At 45.3% G+C, this 18,446-nt stretch carries 14 protein-coding genes and 1 tRNA gene; 8 read left to right on the top strand and 7 right to left on the bottom strand.

Annotated features, from left to right (window positions below; translation table 11 throughout):
* The coding region (locus JGK14_RS29075; RefSeq protein WP_293198753.1) for a WD40 repeat domain-containing protein at positions 1-645 on the top strand (645 nt) is incomplete at its 5' end.
* A gap of 450 nt (positions 646-1,095) precedes the next feature.
* Here JGK14_RS29075 and JGK14_RS29080 read toward each other — a convergent pair.
* Positions 1,096-1,770, bottom strand: coding sequence for a class I SAM-dependent methyltransferase (locus tag JGK14_RS29080; protein ID WP_293242580.1), 675 nt, complete (start codon positions 1,768-1,770; stop codon positions 1,096-1,098).
* A gap of 50 nt (positions 1,771-1,820) precedes the next feature.
* Between JGK14_RS29080 and rfbC the strand changes: the two genes are divergently transcribed.
* The 4 genes from rfbC (at position 1,821) to JGK14_RS29100 (ending at position 6,324) form a co-directional block, all read left to right on the top strand.
* Positions 1,821-2,366 (top strand): dTDP-4-dehydrorhamnose 3,5-epimerase, encoded by a 546-nt coding sequence (gene rfbC, locus JGK14_RS29085; protein WP_293271797.1) that lies wholly within the window; start codon positions 1,821-1,823, stop codon positions 2,364-2,366.
* A gap of 2 nt (positions 2,367-2,368) precedes the next feature.
* Positions 2,369-3,250 carry a dTDP-4-dehydrorhamnose reductase gene (gene rfbD, locus JGK14_RS29090; RefSeq protein WP_325315803.1) on the top strand — a complete coding sequence of 294 codons (882 nt, stop codon included), beginning with the start codon at positions 2,369-2,371 and terminating at the stop codon, positions 3,248-3,250.
* Between the two features lie 158 nt (positions 3,251-3,408).
* Positions 3,409-5,217 (top strand): hypothetical protein, encoded by a 1,809-nt coding sequence (locus JGK14_RS29095; protein ID WP_293193408.1) that lies wholly within the window; start codon positions 3,409-3,411, stop codon positions 5,215-5,217.
* Positions 5,218-5,349: 132 nt separating this feature from the next.
* On the top strand, positions 5,350-6,324 hold the full coding sequence (locus JGK14_RS29100; RefSeq protein ID WP_293198743.1) for a glycosyltransferase family 2 protein: 975 nt from the start codon (positions 5,350-5,352) through the stop codon (positions 6,322-6,324).
* A 184-nt stretch (positions 6,325-6,508) separates the two neighbouring features.
* Here JGK14_RS29100 and JGK14_RS29105 read toward each other — a convergent pair whose 3' ends face one another.
* The 6 genes from JGK14_RS29105 to JGK14_RS29130 all read right to left on the bottom strand — a co-directional run bounded on the left by JGK14_RS29105 (position 6,509) and on the right by JGK14_RS29130 (position 14,830).
* Entirely contained in the window at positions 6,509-8,341 is a 1,833-nt protein-coding gene (locus JGK14_RS29105) for a DUF6798 domain-containing protein (RefSeq protein ID WP_293226122.1), read from the bottom strand.
* A 392-nt stretch (positions 8,342-8,733) separates the two neighbouring features.
* Entirely contained in the window at positions 8,734-9,081 is a 348-nt protein-coding gene (locus JGK14_RS29110) for a DUF5615 family PIN-like protein (RefSeq protein ID WP_293185967.1), read from the bottom strand.
* Positions 9,078-9,395 carry a DUF433 domain-containing protein gene (locus tag JGK14_RS29115; RefSeq protein WP_293185968.1) on the bottom strand — a complete coding sequence of 106 codons (318 nt, stop codon included), beginning with the start codon at positions 9,393-9,395 and terminating at the stop codon, positions 9,078-9,080. The genes JGK14_RS29110 and JGK14_RS29115 overlap by 4 nt, the downstream gene beginning before the upstream one ends.
* 200 nt (positions 9,396-9,595) lie before the next feature.
* On the bottom strand, positions 9,596-10,612 hold the full coding sequence (locus tag JGK14_RS29120) for a PRC-barrel domain-containing protein (RefSeq protein WP_293185969.1): 1,017 nt from the start codon (positions 10,610-10,612) through the stop codon (positions 9,596-9,598).
* Positions 10,613-10,680: 68 nt separating this feature from the next.
* Entirely contained in the window at positions 10,681-14,499 is a 3,819-nt protein-coding gene (smc, locus tag JGK14_RS29125) for a chromosome segregation protein SMC (RefSeq protein WP_325315804.1), read from the bottom strand.
* Entirely contained in the window at positions 14,486-14,830 is a 345-nt protein-coding gene (locus JGK14_RS29130; RefSeq protein WP_293185971.1) for a hypothetical protein, read from the bottom strand. The genes smc and JGK14_RS29130 overlap by 14 nt, the downstream gene beginning before the upstream one ends.
* Positions 14,831-15,337: 507 nt before the next feature.
* On the opposite strand from JGK14_RS29130, the gene murA reads away from it, so the two are divergent.
* The 3 genes from murA to JGK14_RS29145 all read left to right on the top strand — a co-directional run bounded on the left by murA (position 15,338) and on the right by JGK14_RS29145 (position 17,858).
* The gene (gene murA / locus JGK14_RS29135) at positions 15,338-16,753 is read left to right on the top strand and encodes a UDP-N-acetylglucosamine 1-carboxyvinyltransferase (RefSeq protein WP_293208277.1); all 1,416 of its coding nucleotides are present in this window, start codon (positions 15,338-15,340) and stop codon (positions 16,751-16,753) included.
* A gap of 172 nt (positions 16,754-16,925) precedes the next feature.
* The gene (locus JGK14_RS29140) at positions 16,926-17,798 is read left to right on the top strand and encodes a M48 family metallopeptidase (protein ID WP_293185972.1); all 873 of its coding nucleotides are present in this window, start codon (positions 16,926-16,928) and stop codon (positions 17,796-17,798) included.
* Positions 17,777-17,858: transfer RNA gene (locus JGK14_RS29145), tRNA-Leu, on the top strand. Before JGK14_RS29140 ends, JGK14_RS29145 begins: the two co-directional genes overlap by 22 nt.
* Positions 17,859-18,446: the final 588 nt, after the last annotated feature.

Genomic DNA, 18,446 nt, shown 5'->3' on the forward strand with positions numbered 1-18,446 from the left:
TGCCAAACTGGTGAATGCCTCCAAACTTGGCAAGGTCACAGCGATTTGGTAAATTCAGTTGCCTTTAGTCCAGACGGTAAAACTTTGGCTAGTAGCAGTGCCGATCGAACTGTAAAGTTGTGGGATTGCCACAGTGGTGAATCCCTTGAGACTTGGCAAGGTCATAGCAATTTTGTATGGTCGATTGCATTTAGTCCAGATGGTAAAACCCTGGCTAGTAGCAGTGCCGATCGAACTGTAAAGTTGTGGGATTGCCATAGCGGTGAATGCCTTGAAACTTGGCAAGGTCATAGCAATTTTGTATGGTCGATTGCATTTAGTCCAGATGGTAAAACCCTGGCTAGTAGCAGTGCCGATCGCACTATAAAATTATGGGATTGCCACAGCGGTGAATGCCTTCAAACTTTTCAAGGTCATAGCGATACTGCAAGTTCAGTTGCATTCAGTCCAGACGGTAAAATTTTGGCTAGTGGCAGCTTTGATGCAACTATTAAGCTTTGGGATGTCAAGACTGGTGAGTGCATCAAAACGCTGATAGCTGAAGGACCTTATGAGGGTATGAATATCGCGGGCGTTACGGGTTTGACGGAGGCTGAAAAAGCGACGATCGCATCTTTAGGGGCTGTGTGCGATCCAGATTTGTAGAGATGCAATAATAAGGGCGATTCCCTACGGGATAGCTTCGCTTCACGGGCTTATTTGTTGGGTGGGGGCGGGTTTCATAGATTGATAGTTTCGATCGGATATCTTGGCGAACCCGCCCCTACAATAATTGTGAATTTACCGAACATTTTATGATGTTAAATTCGGGCGATTGAACCAATTTTTATCTGATTTTCGTAGGGGCGGGTTCGCCAAGGTTTACGATACAATACGATTGATTTCATAAACCCGCCCCGGCAGATTTTGGAGGGCGATCAAATTTAAAGAAACCGGGTTTTTCGGAGATTTAAGGCTGCGATGGGGATTTTGCCAAAAACCCGGTTTCTACCTAATTTCATCAACCTGTTCTGGTATAATATTAAGGGCGATCGCACTTATTGGCGATCGAATTCAGTCGGATCGGGCATAATATTGCGATCGCACAATTCTGCCTCAATAGTTGGGTTTCGACGCCTTAACAAACATTTGCCCGCCCAAAAAACGCCATAAAAAAGGCAATTTCAGGTAAACCTTTAACAACAACGGCGAAGCCGGCCGCCCTTTCGTCGAAAACGGTAAAAATCTCGGTATCATCACATCAACTTTAAACCCGACAGTTTGTAAAAGCTCTTGCAGCGATAAATGCGTAATCGGTAATTGATGATCGATAAAATCGTAGTATTCCTTGTAAGAGTATTTGAAGTTTGGCTGAATTACCAAAAGAGAACCGCTAGGCTTCAGCGCATCAAAGCAAAATGAGATGATTTCTACAAGTTCCTCTTTGTTGCGGAGGTGTTCAAAGAAGTTCGAGATGAAAATGCGATCGAAGTGTTCGGTAAAAGAAGTATGATTATCTAAATTAAGCACATCAATATTCAGCACCTTGACATCAGCATCAGCAAATAATTTGGAATCGGGATTCAGGTCAATTAAACATTTTTCGCCCGCCCGAATTTGATTGATAAACTCGCAGTAACCGCCGCCAATATCTAAAACTGCCGATTCTGGAGGAACATAATCTTGTAAAAATTCGTCAATTAAAACTTTCCAAAGTGCCACCTTTGCTTGCATCTGTCGGGAATCAAATCGGTTTGCATACAATTTTTTGAGATATGTGTCAGTTTTCATAGTAAGATAGCATAGACTGAGTATAAGTTTATCACGCGATACAGCCAACTATGAATGTTATATCTACAGAAATACCGGATGTTCTGATAATTGAGCCTAAAATTTTCGGAGACGATCGCGGTTTCTTTTTTGAGAGTTTCAATCACCAAGCTTTTGTCGAAAAAACAGGCGTGACGGCAGAATTTGTTCAAGACAATCATTCCAAGTCTTCTAAAAATGTGCTGCGCGGTTTGCACTACCAAATGCAGCAGCCTCAAGGCAAATTGCTGCGGGTTGTTGCGGGCGAAATATATGATGTGGCGGTGGATATTAGAAAAAGTTCGCCGACTTTCGGACAGTGGGTGGGCTGTTTGATTAGTGCTGAAAATAAACGGCAATTTTGGGTGCCGGCGGGATTTGCTCACGGTTTTTTAGTAGTATCAGACATTGCTGAAGTTTTGTACAAAACTACAGACTACTATGCACCGGGACACGAGCGGTGTATTGTATGGAATGATCCTGATTTGGCGATCGCCTGGCCGCTAGATGGTGCCGAACCAATTTTATCACCTAAAGACAAAGCCGGACAAACCTTGAAAAAAGCTCAAGTGTTTTAACAATGAAAATTTTACTGACAGGCGGTAGCGGACAGCTAGCTCAAGAATTGCATCCCATCTTATTATCTGTGGGAGAGGTCATTGCAGTCGATCGCACTTCCGTCGATTTATCCCAACCCGAAACCATCCGTCAAGCAATGGCTGACATTCAACCGGATGTAGTCGTGAATGCCGCTGCTTACACTGCGGTGGACAAAGCCGAAAGCGAAGCAGACTTAGCCCACGCAGTCAATGGTATCGCACCCGGAATCTTTGCCGAAGAATGCGAGAAACTGGGAGCAAGTTTAATCCACTTTTCCACTGATTACGTATTTGACGGTAGCAGTGGTTCTGCTTATCTCGAAACAGATTCTACAAACCCATTGGGAATTTACGGGAAGTCCAAATTAGCAGGCGAGGAAGCAATTAGAAAAGCGGGAAACCGACATATTATTATTAGAACCGCCTGGGTTTACGGTAACGGCGGCAAAGGCAACTTTGTCAAAACCATGCTGAGATTGGGCAAAGATAGGGAAGAACTTCGGGTAGTAGCAGATCAGATTGGAAGTCCAACTTCGACGGCAGATTTGGGGGCTGCAACTGCCCAAATCATCCCTCTGCTTGGGCTAGAAAGTTTTGGGACTTACCAGTATACTAACAGCGGTGTGTGTAGTTGGTACGATTTTGCGATCGCCATTTTTGAAGAAGCAGAGAAACTCGGCTTTCCCCTCAAAATCAAGCGCGTAATTCCCATCACCACCGCCGAATATCCCACACCCGCAAAACGTCCCGCTTTTTCTGTACTTTCCACAGTGAAAATATCAGCACTTCTGGGAACCTATCCTCCCCACTGGCGGCAAGGGCTCAGAGAAATGCTGGTTAAACAGTTGACAGTTGACAGTTGACAGTTGACAGATGTGCGAGTGACAGATGCCCGAAGTTTTTAAGACGGGATTTAAACCCCGCCTTAAAAACAATTTGCCTTCTAGGTAGGGGCTAACAACCATTAAATAAGTGAAATAAATAATTGAGTAAATCTTTAAAAATATCTATCTCCGAATTCATGAAAATCAAGAACCAATATGTTTTAATTATCACCTCAGTTATCGGCATTCTCATACCAGCGTCATATATTTTGTACTTGATATCCCAAGCGGGAGACTTGTCTAATTTTGATTATTGGTGGATGACTTGGAATTTTTATTCAGTAGACGGTTTCTCTACAAATCCTTTTAATTGGATATTTCGGGCGAATGAGCATTTTGTCTTGATTCCGGCGATTATCTATGGCTTGAATATTATTATCACCCAAGGTTCAAATATTGGTTTATGTTTGATTGCTTGGTTTTTGGCTTGGATTCAGTGCTATGTCTTGATTGCTTTACTACCTTTAAGATTAAGGAATTTTCCACTACAATTTATCTCAGTCATCCTGTGTATTTCTATTTTTAATTTTACTCCGGCGGCGGCACACAACTGGATGCGGGGATTCAGTGGCGTCCACTGGATTATTGCTAATTTATTTGTAATTTGTTCGATATTTTGTTTGCAATCCTATGTTAATTTATTATTAAATAGCAGAGAAGCACAACCTTTAGGTATTCATTCTCCGGCAAAGATTGGGAATGAGGGATGGCAACAAAACAAGTGGGTAATTGGTAGTATTGTTTTTGGGATTTTAGGTTGTATTAGTTACAGCACTCCTTTAGGTTTGTGGCCGATATTGTGTGGGGCTGCGATTGTGCTTCGGTTTCCTCGGCGGATAACTTATTTGTATTTTGCTGCTTCGATTGCGGTGATTGGTATTTATTTCTTAACTTACAAAACTCCGTCCAATCATCCTTCTTTAACTAAAATCAATCCGCTGAAAACTCTCGAATATATTCCGATTTATCTCGGGGGTATTTTTACCGAAAACATTATTGTTGCGTCAATTATTGGTATAATTGGTTTGATTGCTGTAACGGGTTTTGTGGGTTATTGGCTATTGGTAAAAAAGTCTGTGCAGCTTGGCTATCCTGTAGGAAATCGCCAAAATTGGCTGCCTTGGCTGTCCATCCAATTGTACACCCTGCAAACGGCTTTAATGGCCGCAGTTAGTCGATCGGGATTTGGAGTCGAACAGGCTACCGCTTCCCGCTACGCCACACTCCCAGCCTTGTTTTGGATGAGTACAATTATCCTCATAGTGCTTGCGGTACGCGAGTTACAGCCCACACCGAGAATCCAAGGACGATGGCTGACACCGCTGTTTGCAGTCGTGATAGCAGCCGTCATTTTAATGTACGGGGTGGGAGGCGAAACTGCAATGGCGATCGCCCGCAGAGCAACCTATCAACCGCTAGTAGCACTATCATTGCAATTAGGCATCACCGACATCACCCTAATTAAAGAGAGAGTAGGAAACAAACCCGCCGCATTTGTCGGGTTAATCGATGCCTTAAAAACTAACAACTTAGTACCATTCAATCGAGACATCAAAAAATACAACTTTTGTGCAGCATTAGACACAAAAATCGACCCGAATTTACTCTCAGCCCCCAAAGACGGAGTACCCGGATATTTTGATACAATCACCAAACTCGCACCAGCCGCCGCCAGAGTAATTGGTTGGGTAGGAGATCCCGAAAATCATGTAAAATGTATTGTCATTCTCAACCAAGAAAATGTAGTTCGAGGTTTCGCTATGTCAGGATTTCCCCGCCCCGACTTAGTTAACTTATTTGGGGTAGCCTACGAATCCGCAGCTTGGAGAGGATACATTCAAACATCGCCAACCGATAAATTATTGACAGCCTATGCTTCATTCAAAAACCGCGAAGGTTGGGTAGCTTTGCGAAACTCCCAAGCGATAGACATCTTGCAAAAATAATTGGGACGATGCTCAAAGCCCATCCCACAATAAAACAAAAAATTGTGGGATGGGCTTCTAGCCCGTCCCCCAAAAATGATTAAAAGGACTTTTGCAATCTTCTCTAATCAATAACACTTACAAAAATCAGCTATGCAAAAAGATCTCAGCTTTGTAATTCCCGTTCACAATGAAGAAGCAACACTGAAATTACTGTTTGAAAAAATTACCATCGTCATGTCCCAAACAGGAATCGCAAGTTACGAAGTTATTTTCATAGACGATGGTAGCCGCGATGCTTCTTGGCGAGAAATTGTCGATTTAGCTGTTCAATTTCCCCAACGAATTAAAGCGATAAGAATGCGCCGCAACTTTGGCAAATCCTCCGCACTTTCAGCAGGATTTCGCAATGCAGCAGGGAAAATTATCTTTACTCTCGATGCAGATTTACAGGATGATCCCGCCGAAATTCCCAAATTTTTAGATCATTTAGAATTGGGATTTGATTTAGTTTCCGGTTGGCGAAGAAAGCGCAACGACCCGCTTTCTAAAACTTTACCTTCCCGCTTGTTTAATACAGTTGCGTGTTTGCTGACTGGGGTGCAAATGCACGACATGAATTGCGGTTTCAAGGCTTATCGCCGGGAGGTTTTGCATTCGATTAAATTGTACGGGGAATTGCACCGCTATATTCCAGCATTAGCAAATAATTTAGGTTTTAAAATTGGCGAAGTAGTTGTCGAACACCATCCGCGCAAACATGGCAAATCCAATTATGGCTGGGAACGCTACGCGCGGGGATTTATTGATTTGTTGACGGTGTTGGCGACGACGCAATATTTGCACAAACCGGGTCATTTGTTTGGCGGATTGGGGTTGTGTTTTGGCTTGGTGGGAACTTTTTCGCTGAGTTATTTGATTGTGATTTGGTTTCTGAATTTAGCCGGGATGCACTTTGGGCCGATCGGGAATCGACCTTTGCTATTTTTTGGGATTTTGTGTACAATTCTGTCGGTGCAGTTGATTTCTTTGGGGATTTTGGCTGAGTTGATTGCGCGGAATGTGGCTGCTGATTATGTGGATAAGCAGATTTGCGAAATTATTGATGATTCGGGTTTTGATATTTAACTGTTGATAAGATTCGGCGGTTGAAACCGCTTCTATACAAACAAAGTCGGCGCAACGCCCGACTAAATGAACTGGTAACGAGTAAAATTCTCTCTCTTTTTCTTCAGTCTCGCGTTGCGCGGACTTTGTTTGTATAGCCGCGAATTCTATTCGCCGGGAAATTGCGGTTGAAACACATTTGATATTATCGGATTTTAAAGATTATCCATTTACCTTGTTTATCTACTATTTCTCCTTCAATGTTGGGATGCCAATCGCTGCGAGTCAGGATATAATCGGCATGATATTTTTGGGCTACTTTGACTAAATCCGTACTGCTGCGACGGCTGAATAAGTCGTTCCCTCCCCAAATCATTTGCGGATTTAAGGGAACTCCTAAAACGGCTTCCATGCGATTTTGCCACTCTTTGATTCCTGTTTCTGTCAAGGGAAAGTTCTTAAAATTAACTACTATAGCTCGCTGAGAGTAAAACTGGAAGCTGGTAACTGAAGGTGGAATTAATATGAGTGCATCTTGATTGCTAATTTGCGAAAAGTGTAAAGCTAATCTGTTTAAGTCGTCGCTGGGAACTACATTAATATTAACTCTTTTTTGAAATATTTCTAACATTGGCTTTGGTAAAATCCCTCCTACTCCAAAAACTAAGATGGCGGTAGTTGCCAAAGCTAAAATATGGGTTACTATTTGTGTGAGTGGTGTAGATATAGATGTTTGTTCTAAAATGAAAGGCAAGGCAAGAATTGAAAAGAGGATAGGTATGCTAATTAGGCGATTGCCGATTATTTCCCACGAATCAGTCACCGGATATATCAAACTAACAATTAACGTTACTGCTGTAAAAATCCACAGCAATATATTGTATCTCTTGGGAAATACGTAATTTCTGGTTTGCCAAACTGATAATCCGAGGAAAATTACACCTCGAAAAGGCAAAGTCAGTACAGATAGCAGCAACAAGCTAACAGCTATTTTTTTATTTGTGTAAAGCTTCTCGATGGTTAAACTAACAGCAATAAATATAATTAACTGAGCAAATGGAACGGTTCTCGCCAATTGCAGTTTGGCGATTAAAGCCAGCGGGTAAACTTCTACAAATACGTAGTTTAGGAACAGCGCGAAAATTGACGTGCTAACAATTATGTAAAAATTAATCTTGTCTTCTTTTTGGAGTAAGTCGGTATTTTTGATGCACAGCAAGCCGCCACTGATGAAACATATAAAGTTGAACCAATTCCCAATAGTCCAATTTGAGGGGAGGATGTGGTGAGGATTGCGGACTTTGGCGTGGATGAATACAAACTCGGCATTGTCGATGGTTTGAGTGCCGGTAGTACCTGCCAATAACATGGGTACGTACACTATACTTGACATTGCTGCTAAAAGTGCGATCGCCCAAATCAACGTTTTGAACTTTCGCTCTCTTACAGATTTTATCAGTAAAACCGGAACCATCATCAATCCCGGCAGCAAACCCACTAAAAATTGCAGCAGACAAGCCAGTCCAAAAAAGAAATATCCAGTCAACCATTTCTGACGCAAACTAAAATAAATTCCCCAGATTGCGACACCCATTGCGAAGGTACTCGGTACTGATTTTGTGGAAAATATCAGCGTGTTTCCCACATCTGTAAATGATGCGGCTAAACACAAGAAACTCATTGCTGCTACTGGCAGTTGTGAATTAGTATATATTCTGATAATTGCCCGACAAGCTAGGATAACTGAACTAAAGGCTAGGAATTGATAAATAAAATGTACTAAGGGGATGCTTAACCCTAGGCTTGCTAACAAATAAATGATATGATAATAATAGTATCTCGGATTTAATTTAACCATTTCCTGAACGTGATAGTCATTTTTGTAGAGTTCAGGATTGAGCAGCGATTGGATTTGTGGCAATTCGGGAAAGTTGCCTCCTATCGGGAACTTATACCCTACTGCTATGAATGAAGCGATGATGATAACAGTATAGAGAGATAGATTAAAATTCCTGTTTGATTTTTCAGTTTTCTGCATTGACGGTTCATTTTTTTTGAGCTGATATTAAATATATTTGTGAAGGGGCTTTTTTGTGAGCCGCAGAGGCGCAGAGGATTCAGAGGAGGAAAAAGAGCGAAAGCAGGATCGAATTTATATCTATAGTTTTTGTAGGATGGCTTAACGAGTATCTGTAATATAAACCAATACTGTTCAGTTAAACAAGCAATTGCTCCGCGCGCACATCAGTTAATCGAGAAGCGTCATAGTCTCTGCGATTGCTTCGCTCGCTCGCAATGACATCCTTTGCTAACTTAACCAGTATCTGTAATATAAGGTAGAGATTTAATAAGTCTGCCCCGGCCGGAATATTGCCAATGAAATACTGGATATGATATCACGGACTGGGGATCTCGCTATTTCGGGTTTTGCTACAAAGGCAGGTACTGCACGCAGTTAGCTAAATCTTCAGATTCGTTAACCTTAGCGATGATTTCCAAGTCACGAATACAATCACCAACAGTTACACTTTTTTGCTGAGCGTAGATGACGCCAGCAAAATTTATTCCTTCTTGCTGGCGACGGTTTGCTATGGCTAAAAAATCCTCATCTTGGGTAAAAACAACGCGCTGAAGCTCGGCTGCGCGATCGAGTATAATAGTGTCGGGCATACCTGTTCTACCGTCGTCTTGAACCGTCAGAACATCTACATCCCGAAACTGCAATCCCACCGTAATTGCCAAGTGGATATGTTCGTCCATATATAGCGCTATGCTCATTTAATTAGTCCCTGGGCACGCAGTTTCTTAGCCAAAGCAGATTCGCCAGCCTCTAATCGCAACTTTTCGGCATACTCAAACCTGCGCTGCATATCTGCATCAAGCTCTTGTTTGTGATCCCAATAATAAGCAAAAGCAGAATGAATTTGGCTCATTGTCAAATATCGGTGGTTGAGGTGCAACTCCGCTGGACTCCACCCGTAAGCGATATGAGCTTGTACTAATTCAATCACTTTCATTGTGGTTCCGGCGATGAGAGGAACGTTCTTCTCATCTAATTCCACATATTTGTATTCGGTTGCAGTTAGCGGCATAATTTACCTCGTTAATGAATGCAATTTAATTATACTCAAAGGACTTTAGTCCTTTGAGATGAGGACTAAAGTCCTCACTACAAACACGCAACTGCACATCACATAATATCAAAACAAAACCCGCAACAGCGGGCTTTCCAGGATTTTCTCGGACAGGGATTTCCTATGTTAAACCACTGGTTTCAACCAGTGGATTAATCCTAATAACCAGGCTCTTCCTCGTACTCAGGAGTCTTAGTCTTCTCAGGGATATTCACCCGAGGAGCCTGGTAAGGCTTCGATGCTTCATCGTCAGCCCAAGCATCCGCCTCCACATCATCCTCGTACTCGTACTCCACCACGACAGGCTCCTTCGGGCGAGAAACCTGAGGGCTGTACTGCTTCTCTTCGTACTCGTCTTCCTCGTAATCGTCCTCGCCGCCCCAATTATCCTCTTCATACTCATCATAATCGTCTATCTGCTGAGGCTGCGGCATCGCGCGCATCTGCTGCTGTCGTACCGGTGGGCGATTCCACTGCGAATCCTCATCCCAAGGAACCTCTTCTACCACGGGTGCTGCTACTCGGCTTCGCATTTCCGGTGCAGGAATCCGCACGCCCGGGCCCAATTGATGGTCTGTAGCCACAGGTTTGGGATAATAGCCTTGTTCCTCCTCGTCGCGTTCCCAAGGTGCTTGTCCCAAACCGACGCGCTCTAGCAAACCCACGCTAAGCTGCCTCAGCCTTTCCTCGGAACCTTCAAATACAATCAAGCGGTTGGGGCCGCTGCTGACAATTTCTTCAATCCCCAACTCGTAGGTACTGAGAACTTGGTCGGGGATTTGGGGGATTCCGAGGGAAGCGATGACGATAGAAACTAATTTACCGTCTTCCGGGTCGAATCTAAAGCCCCGCACCCTTCCCAAAAGTTCGCCGGTTTCGGTAATCACTTCGCTGTTAATCAAAATGCTGTAGACTTCAACATCGACATCATCTTCGATCGCACTTTCATCTTCCACCAACAGCACGTCGCCAATTTCGCTGACATTGCTGAGGAACATAAACTTTGGTAGTCCAGCGATCGCAAATATATTATCACGCAGACCGATCGCCACAACTTCCCGGCGATCGATGTCCACCCACAATTGACTGACGACACCCAAGCGCTTACCTCTGTCGCGGGTGATGACCTGAGTGCCGAGAATATCGGAGCGTTGGCAAATTTGTTCTGATGTCATTCTAACTTTAATCCTGATTTACCAAATATGTATATCACTGAACACCATCATCAACAGATACTCCGGGACTACAACTTAAGTCCGATGACCTGAGTATAAGCTCCCCGCGCTTGAGTAACACCAATTGTACGCTCAGCCGATTGAATCATAGGTCGCCGCAAACTCACAACAATAAACTGGGCTTGTTCAGACTGTCGTTTTATCATTCTAGCTAATCGCTCCACATTTGCCCCATCCAAAAACATATCCACTTCATCAAAAGCGTAGAACGTAGACGGGCGGTAGCGTTGCAGCGCAAAAATAAAACTCAGCGCCGTCAGCGACTTTTCACCTCCCGACATAGAAGCCAGCCGCTGTACGGGTTTCCCCTTCGGGTGAGCCACCAAATTCAAACCGCTGCTGAAGGGGTCTTCTTGGTCATCTAGCTGGAGATAGCCGTCACCTTCGGAAAGTTCCGCAAAGATAGTCTGGAAGTTCTCGTTAACCGCATCGAAAGCTTCTTTAAAAGCGCGCCGCCTGAGCGTGGTAAAATTTTCGATTCTCAACAAAAGTTCAGTGCGTTCTCCTGCCAATGTCGTCAATTTTTGACTCAATTCTTGCAGGCGTTCTTGAGTGCGGTTGTACTCTTCCAATGCTAGCATATTCACCGGTTCTAAAGCTTGAATGCGTTTGGCGATCGCCTTTACTTCTTGCTGCAATTCCGTCAAATTGGCTTTCTCTACATTTTCAGGAATCGACGGCACCGGATCGGGCATTTCCGCTCGCTGCGTTTCCATGAGAGTGCGGACGGCGGCTAATTGTTCCCGGCGTTCTTGCTGAGTTTCGTGCAGTTTTTGCAACTGCCATTGTAACTGTTGTTTTGCCAAATGTTGCTCTCGCAGTTGCGATTCTGCGCGATCGCGTTCTCCCTTCTCCAAACCCAATTTCTCCTCAATTTGGGCCAAAGCCGCCTTAGCTGCTGCAATCTGTGCGTCTAGTTCTAACTGCTGCGAAACAATCCGGTTTACAGCATCAGTTCCCGCATTTTGCTGCACTTGCCATTCCTGCAATTTCTCGCTGCCTTCCTTAATTTTCTCTTCCAAGCGCCCGAATTGATTTTGCAAGTCTCCTTGGCGCTGCTGGGCGTTTCTCAGAGCCAATTCGCGCTCTTGCAGTTGCGCTTCTTGAGCGCGCAAACCCGACTGCATTTGCTGCCATTCGCTGTGACTGTTCGACTCTTCCAACTGCGCCAAAGTTTGGCGGTACTGCTGCAATTGAGTTTCCTGTGCGGGCAATTCCCTCGCAAGCAACTGCAATCGCGATCGCGAATCAGTCAATTCCTGAGTATTTTTAGCAATTTGCGATCGCACTTGTTCTTGTTGCGCTTGCAAATTCTTTATTTCCGACTCCAACTGTTCCAAGCGCAACTGATGTTCGCGCAAATTCTGCTTCGCCTCCATCAATTCTTGACTGCGAGTTTTGACAGCAACAGCAGCGCGATCGATCGCAATTTTGCACCGTTCCAAAATCCGCTCAATTTCCTCAATACGTTCTTGCAAAGCAGCAATTGTCCGCGCTTCATCCGCAGCATCAATAGCATCAACCGTACCAAAATGCAAAGTAGATCTATTAGTAGAACTTCCCCCAGTCATCGCGCCGCTAGTTTCCAGAATTTCCCCATCCAAAGTGACAATCCGGTACTGTCCCAAATAGCGGCGGGCATCAGTAAGATTGCTAAACACCACCGTACTGCCAAAAACGTAAGCAAAAATCTCCTGATAGCGCGCATCGCACTCAATCAAATTCACAGCCGCATCCAGAAATCCAGCCGCGCGCCGCAAATTTTCATTCACCGAAAACCTGCCGCCTCTAATCTTATTCAAAGGCAAAAACGTCATCCTTCCCGCCCGTTTTTGCTTCAACAATTCGATCGCAGCAGCACCCACACTGTCATTTTCCACCACCATATTACCCATGCGGCCGCCCGCCGCAATTTCCAGCGCCAACTGAAAGCGCGGCTCCACTCTGCCCAGTTGAGCCACCAAGCCACAAACTCCGCCAATTCCGCTTTGTGCGATAATTTTTGCAGTAAACGTGCCGCTCGCTTCTTGCTGGGCTTGAAACTGCACTTCTAGCTTATCTAACTTGCGCTGTCTTTCCCGCTGTTCTTCCAACAAACGAGTTTGAGTTTCCTGTTGCAATTGCAATTCTTGTTCGGCTGCGACTACAATCTGATTCAGCGATTCTACTTGCAAAGCAGCAACTTTTTGGGTTTCCCCAAGGCTTGATTGCTGATTTTTTTTTGCTGTAATTTCCTGTTCCAATACTTGCAGCGATTGGTTTTGTTCTTGAATTTGACTTTGCAGGCGATCGGCTCTTTCACCAATAGTAGCTTGTTCGGTGCGCTGCGGCTCCAAAGTTTGCTGAATTGTCTCGATTTGGCGGTGCAGTTCCGTTTGTTGCTGTACCCAAACTTCGGCCGTCGAGGCGATCGCATTTGCAACTTCCCGACTCTGATCTAAACTTTGCTGGGCTTCGTCGCGCTGTTCCTGAAAAGTGGCTATTTGAGACATCACATAGGATATTTCAATCTCAATTTGCTCCAAACTTTGCCGAAACTGCCGCACTTCTTCCTCAGTTTGTGCTATGTTCGCAGCCATTTGTCCAGCAGTTGTTTCCAAATCCTGTTTGCGGTTTTGGAGTTGCCGCCGTTCCGCTTCCTGAGTGGCAATACTTGCTTGCAAAGCCAACAATTCCGACTCACCCAAAGCTTTAACGCGAGCATTTAGCGCGTCAAGTTCAGCGGTTGCTGCTTGAATTTGGGTGGTAATGGTTTGCAATTGTTCGGTGAGAGAGGCAGAATTGCGATCGCCCGTTTCGATTTGTTCGCGCAGTTTCCACTCTTGCTTTTGCAACTGACGGAACTTGAGAACAATTTCCCACTGCGACTTTTCTTGAAATTCCGCCCGCAACTTTTGATATTTTTCCGCTTTTGCGCGATCGTTCGCCAGTCTATCGCGCTGAGAAATCAGTTCTTTTTCGACAATCCCGCTGCGCTCTTCAACTTCCTTAACTTCATCCAACTTCTGCCGTGCGAGAGAGATTTTGCGATCGAATTGAGCCACACCTGCCAATTCATCAATAATTTCGCGGCGTTCCTTAGAATTCATCGAAATAATGCTAGTAACGTCTCCTTGCAAAACAACGTTATAACCTTCGGGATAAATTCGCAAACGGTTAAGTTGTTCGTGCAGTTGAGTCAGCGTGCAAGGTGCGCCATTAATGTAATAATTTGACGTATAAGTTCCTTGACGAGTGACTCGGAGTTTGCGCGTCACACTCCACTCATCCGATTTTCGATTTTCGATTTTGGATTTTCGATTGTTAGCGAGTAGTTGTCCGTTGTTTTCTTGACTGGTGGCGATTTCTATTTCTTCGACTTCTTCAACAGATAACTCATCCGATTTTGGATTTTGGATTTTGGATTTTGGATTTGATGATTGTCCGTTGTTGTCTTCAGTTTCTGGAATTTCGACTGCTTCTACGTCTTCTGCTTCAACAGACTCAACAGACAAATCATCCGCTGCCTTTTCTACCTCATCCTCATCCTCATCTTCATCCTGAGCGAACCATTCATCACCCACATCTTCCAGCGCAAAAGTAGCAGTCACGCTAGCCTCAATCGTACCGCGCTTATTTTGGGCGCTGTTCACCAAATCCGGCAAACGTTCAGCCCGCATTCCCTTAGAAGTCGAAAGTCCCAGACAAAACAGCAAAGCATCGAGGATATTGGACTTCCCTGAACCGTTGGGCCCGGAAACCACAGTAAAACCAGGCAGCACGGGAATGGACGTTGTGCCGCCAAAAGATTTAAAGTTAGTTAGTTCGATCCGCTTAATGTGAACCATTTGCTAGCACTAACTTTGGCTCTAGGGTGTTGTCACAGGTTAGCACAGGCATTGGGGCGATCGACAACGTGCGAACTTCTCGGCATTGTCGATCGAGTTGACATCCTACACCTTTGTCGATCGTCCCATCGGCCCGTACTACAAAATAGCTTATTGAGAATAGCACCACATCTGCATCTCGATCGACAACCACAAACAAAAGTAAATCTTGATACAGATAACTCCATAGGACTTGATCGATATTATTCGTGCGATCGTAACCTGAAACCCTCACCCAGCCACAATGGGAGCAAGTATAATACCAGGAATTCTTAACATCCCCCCTGGACATATAAAAACTTTCCGGTAAAATCGAACCAAAATTAACTCAATTGGCGTAAGTCCCACGCTGTAATTGTACTCAATTCAGCATTGGGATATAAGCTAAGCAAGGTCTATGAAAAAAAAGCGACAATTTCCTCAAAAGTCTAAGATATAAGTGGTTGCGACCCACCCACTCGACTGCAAACAACAGGCTACAGTAGCAGTAAAATGCTTGGCCCCGGACAACTGCGAGAGAAAAGGGGAAAGAGCAGACCGCTGGTTGGTAAGGTACGTCCCACCATAAAATATAATCCAAGTTTGTTGTACGAAAATAGTTTTTTGCCTTGGGAAACAGGGCTTCTGCGTGGATTCCCTAGGTCGGGATAAAGGCCGTAAAAAGCCAGAGATGCTGTGTCAGACTTGGATCGTCTTCAGTGACGAATACCCAGAAATGGGTATACCCAACAGAGCAACGGCAAACGATACACGAAGCCCGAACTATAACGGTATTTCGTTTAGTTTGGGTATTTCACTAATGTATAAAGTAACGAAGCGCATTATGGAGGGCAAACCCATTACACCAGCTCAAAACTCATCTAACCTGTCCGCTTCACCAGAAAGCGACCAACAAGTATTACAAATTTGGGGTCGCCAGCCCCTGAAAGGACACGTCAAAATCAGCGGCGCCAAAAACTCGGCCTTAGTAGTCATGGCAGGAGCTCTACTATGCCCTGACGATTGCCACATCCGCAACGTTCCCGCATTGGTCGATGTCGCCCGCATGGGGCAAATTCTCTCGGCTGTAGGAGTCAAAGTACAGCAGAATGGCGATACTTTAGACATCAACGCCAGCAACCTCCTGGATGCTCAAGCCCCCTACGAATTAGTCAGCCAACTGCGGGCGAGCTTCTTCATCATCGGGCCCCTGCTAGCGCGTTTGGGATTTGCCAAAGTGCCATTACCAGGTGGTTGTGCCATCGGCGCCAGGCCCGTAGAACTCCACGTTCGGGGCCTGCAAGCCCTTGGTGCCGAAGTCCACATCGATCACGGTACTGTTAACGCTTACGTCAAAGGGCCGAACCGCCGCTTGAAAGGAGCCAAAATTTATTTGGACTACCCCAGCGTCGGCGCCACTGAAACTTTGATGATGGCGGCGACTTTAGCGGAAGGAGAAACCGTAATTGAAAACGCGGCTCAAGAACCGGAAGTCGTCGATTTGGCGAATTTCTGCCGTGCGATGGGAGCCAAAATTCAAGGCGCGGGCACAAATACGATCGTCATTTCGGGAGTTGAGAAACTCCACGCGGTAGACTATGCAATTATTCCCGATCGCATCGAAGCCGGAACATTTTTATTAGCAGGAGCCATCACTCACTCAGAAATCAGTTTGTCGTCGGTAATTCCCGACCACCTGACCGCAGTTATTGCCAAATTGCAGACAATGGGGGCGAAAATTATCGTAGAATCCGACATTGTGCGGATAGTTCCCGGCAAAATTCACACCGCCACAGACATCGAAACTCTGCCTTACCCGGGTTTCTCCACAGATATGCAAGCTCCGTTTATGGCTTTGCTGACGCTGAGCGAAGGAGACAGCTTGATCAAAGAAACCGTATTTGAGAACCGCTTGCGCCACGTAGCAGAACTCAACCGCATGGGCGCCGACATTCGCGTTAAAGGCAATGTCGCCGTAGTGCGCGGAGTCCCAATGCTGTCGGGTGCGCCCGTAGTCGCAACAGATTTGCGGGCTTCGGCGGCTTTGGTAATCGCGGGACTTGCAGCCGATGGTGTCACCACCATCAGCAGCTTGCAGCATTTAGATCGGGGCTACGAGCAGTTAGAGATGAAACTCCAAAAATTGGGAGCCAAGTTGCGACGAGTCAAAGAGGGCACAGACCCGGCGACGGCTGAGGCTCCTGTCAATCCCGTGCGATCGAGTTTAAACTGTTAGTTAGTAGTTAGTGGTTATTTGTTATTGGTTGTCGGTTATTTGCGGTGCCCGCTCGCTTAGTCGAAGGGTCGAAGAGTTATTATTTATTAGTTCTCATAACTAATAAATAATAAATAACAAATAACAAATAACAAATAACCACTGCCAACTGCCCAATGACCAACTGACTAAAATGTTAAACATCCCGCTCATCGGTTTAAAAGCAGACCAGTTTCGGCACCCGCTGGACTTGGAAGCCACCAACGCGCTCAAACAACTGCCCGGACTAGATTTGATGGTGCGGCAGTTGCTGGGACAACTTGGCGAACAGTTTTTCATGCTCGAAAATCTGGCTTCCAGCGTCCTAGTCAGCGAAAATCAACTGCCGCACCTGCATCAATTGCTAGTGGATGCTTGCAAAACTCTGGATTTGGAAGTACCGCAGCTTTATGTCCGCCAGCATCCGATGCCCAATGCTTACACCTTTGCGATGCGGGGAAAACAGCCGTTTGTGGTGATGCACACTTCGCTGATTGATTTGCTCACCGACGAGGAAGTGAAAGCCGTAATCGCTCACGAGTTGGGACATTTGAAGTGCGAACACGGAGTTTATCTGACTCTGGCTAATTTAATTGTATTGGCCGCCGGTCAAATTTCGCCTTTGGGAACCGTATTCGCCCAGGGTTTGCAGACGCAAATGTTGGAATGGTTGCGCTGTGCAGAATTTACGTGCGATCGCGCCGCCTTACTCGCCACCCAAGACCCCAGAGTGGTAGCATCAGTGCTGATGAAACTGGCCGGAGGTTCGCCGACGTTAGCACCGAAACTGAATCTCGATGCGTTTTTGGCGCAAGCGCGGGCCTACGACGACCTCAGTAGCACGGAACTCGGGGAAATGCTCAAGCAAGCTCAAACGGCTCAGTTGTCCCATCCTGTACCAGTATTGCGCGCCAAAGAGATCGATCGCTGGGCAAGTTCAAAAAATTATGAATCTTTGCTTGCAGAAAGTCGATCGGCGTGTTATGATGGTGAAACCACCAAAAAGGGCGGGTGGCGAAATTGGTAGACGCATCAGACTCAAAATCTGACACCGAAAGGTATGAGAGTTCGATTCTCTCTCCGCCCATTGCTCAGACAGCTTATGGCTACGCCATTTAGGAATCTCACTCAATCTCTGGTTGATAATTTCCGCTCATTTTTCGCTCATCTCGTCTTTCAGTTTAACGAAAAAAAAGAGGCATAACCGCCCCTAATGTTAAGATTTATGACCCGCCCTTAACCGGACGGGTTTTGTTTTGCCTGCCCCCTATTCCGGCGCTGGCTAGCCAAGCTGGGAATAGAGGGAGAACAGGTACAAAAAACCGCCCGGTTAAGGGCGAATAAGGTTAGGGAGGGGGGTTAGATGTCAAGGTGTAATCAAGGACAGTAAATCATCTATCTGTAGCCCATAAATTTCACTTACAAGTGCTAACGTCTCGGGCGTAATTCCGATTCTTACTAAAGCTTTGAGCGCACCTTCTAGAGGCAATTGGCGATTCGTCATGCTGTCTATTGTCGCGATACGAGTATTAGTTGCCTGATGCTTTGCATACACGGATTCATTCATTGCGATTGAGTGACCAAGAAAATGGGATACAAGCCCCGTCCTTTTAGGACGGCTTTTCTTGATTTCTAATATACTCTTTCAATACTTCTAAGGGTGCGGCACCAACGG

Origin of the sequence: Microcoleus sp. PH2017_28_MFU_U_A, assembly GCF_020738035.1 — a bacterium.
Taxonomy (GTDB): domain Bacteria; phylum Cyanobacteriota; class Cyanobacteriia; order Cyanobacteriales; family Microcoleaceae; genus Microcoleus.

What these genes read in the sequence shown, in the direction of transcription:
- rfbD (WP_325315803.1), top strand. Translation starts at nt 2,369, where the DNA reads ATGAAAATTTTACTGACAGGCGGTAGCGGACAGCTAGCTCAAGAATTG.
- murA (WP_293208277.1), top strand. Translation starts at nt 15,338, where the DNA reads ATGTATAAAGTAACGAAGCGCATTATGGAGGGCAAACCCATTACACCA.
- JGK14_RS29120 (WP_293185969.1), bottom strand. Translation starts at nt 10,612, where the DNA reads ATGACATCAGAACAAATTTGCCAACGCTCCGATATTCTCGGCACTCAG.
- smc (WP_325315804.1), bottom strand. Translation starts at nt 14,499, where the DNA reads ATGGTTCACATTAAGCGGATCGAACTAACTAACTTTAAATCTTTTGGC.
- JGK14_RS29095 (WP_293193408.1), top strand. Translation starts at nt 3,409, where the DNA reads ATGAAAATCAAGAACCAATATGTTTTAATTATCACCTCAGTTATCGGC.
- JGK14_RS29100 (WP_293198743.1), top strand. Translation starts at nt 5,350, where the DNA reads ATGCAAAAAGATCTCAGCTTTGTAATTCCCGTTCACAATGAAGAAGCA.
- JGK14_RS29105 (WP_293226122.1), bottom strand. Translation starts at nt 8,341, where the DNA reads ATGCAGAAAACTGAAAAATCAAACAGGAATTTTAATCTATCTCTCTAT.
- JGK14_RS29130 (WP_293185971.1), bottom strand. Translation starts at nt 14,830, where the DNA reads ATGTCCAGGGGGGATGTTAAGAATTCCTGGTATTATACTTGCTCCCAT.
- JGK14_RS29140 (WP_293185972.1), top strand. Translation starts at nt 16,926, where the DNA reads ATGTTAAACATCCCGCTCATCGGTTTAAAAGCAGACCAGTTTCGGCAC.
- JGK14_RS29080 (WP_293242580.1), bottom strand. Translation starts at nt 1,770, where the DNA reads ATGAAAACTGACACATATCTCAAAAAATTGTATGCAAACCGATTTGAT.
- JGK14_RS29110 (WP_293185967.1), bottom strand. Translation starts at nt 9,081, where the DNA reads ATGAGCATAGCGCTATATATGGACGAACATATCCACTTGGCAATTACG.
- rfbC (WP_293271797.1), top strand. Translation starts at nt 1,821, where the DNA reads ATGAATGTTATATCTACAGAAATACCGGATGTTCTGATAATTGAGCCT.
- JGK14_RS29115 (WP_293185968.1), bottom strand. Translation starts at nt 9,395, where the DNA reads ATGCCGCTAACTGCAACCGAATACAAATATGTGGAATTAGATGAGAAG.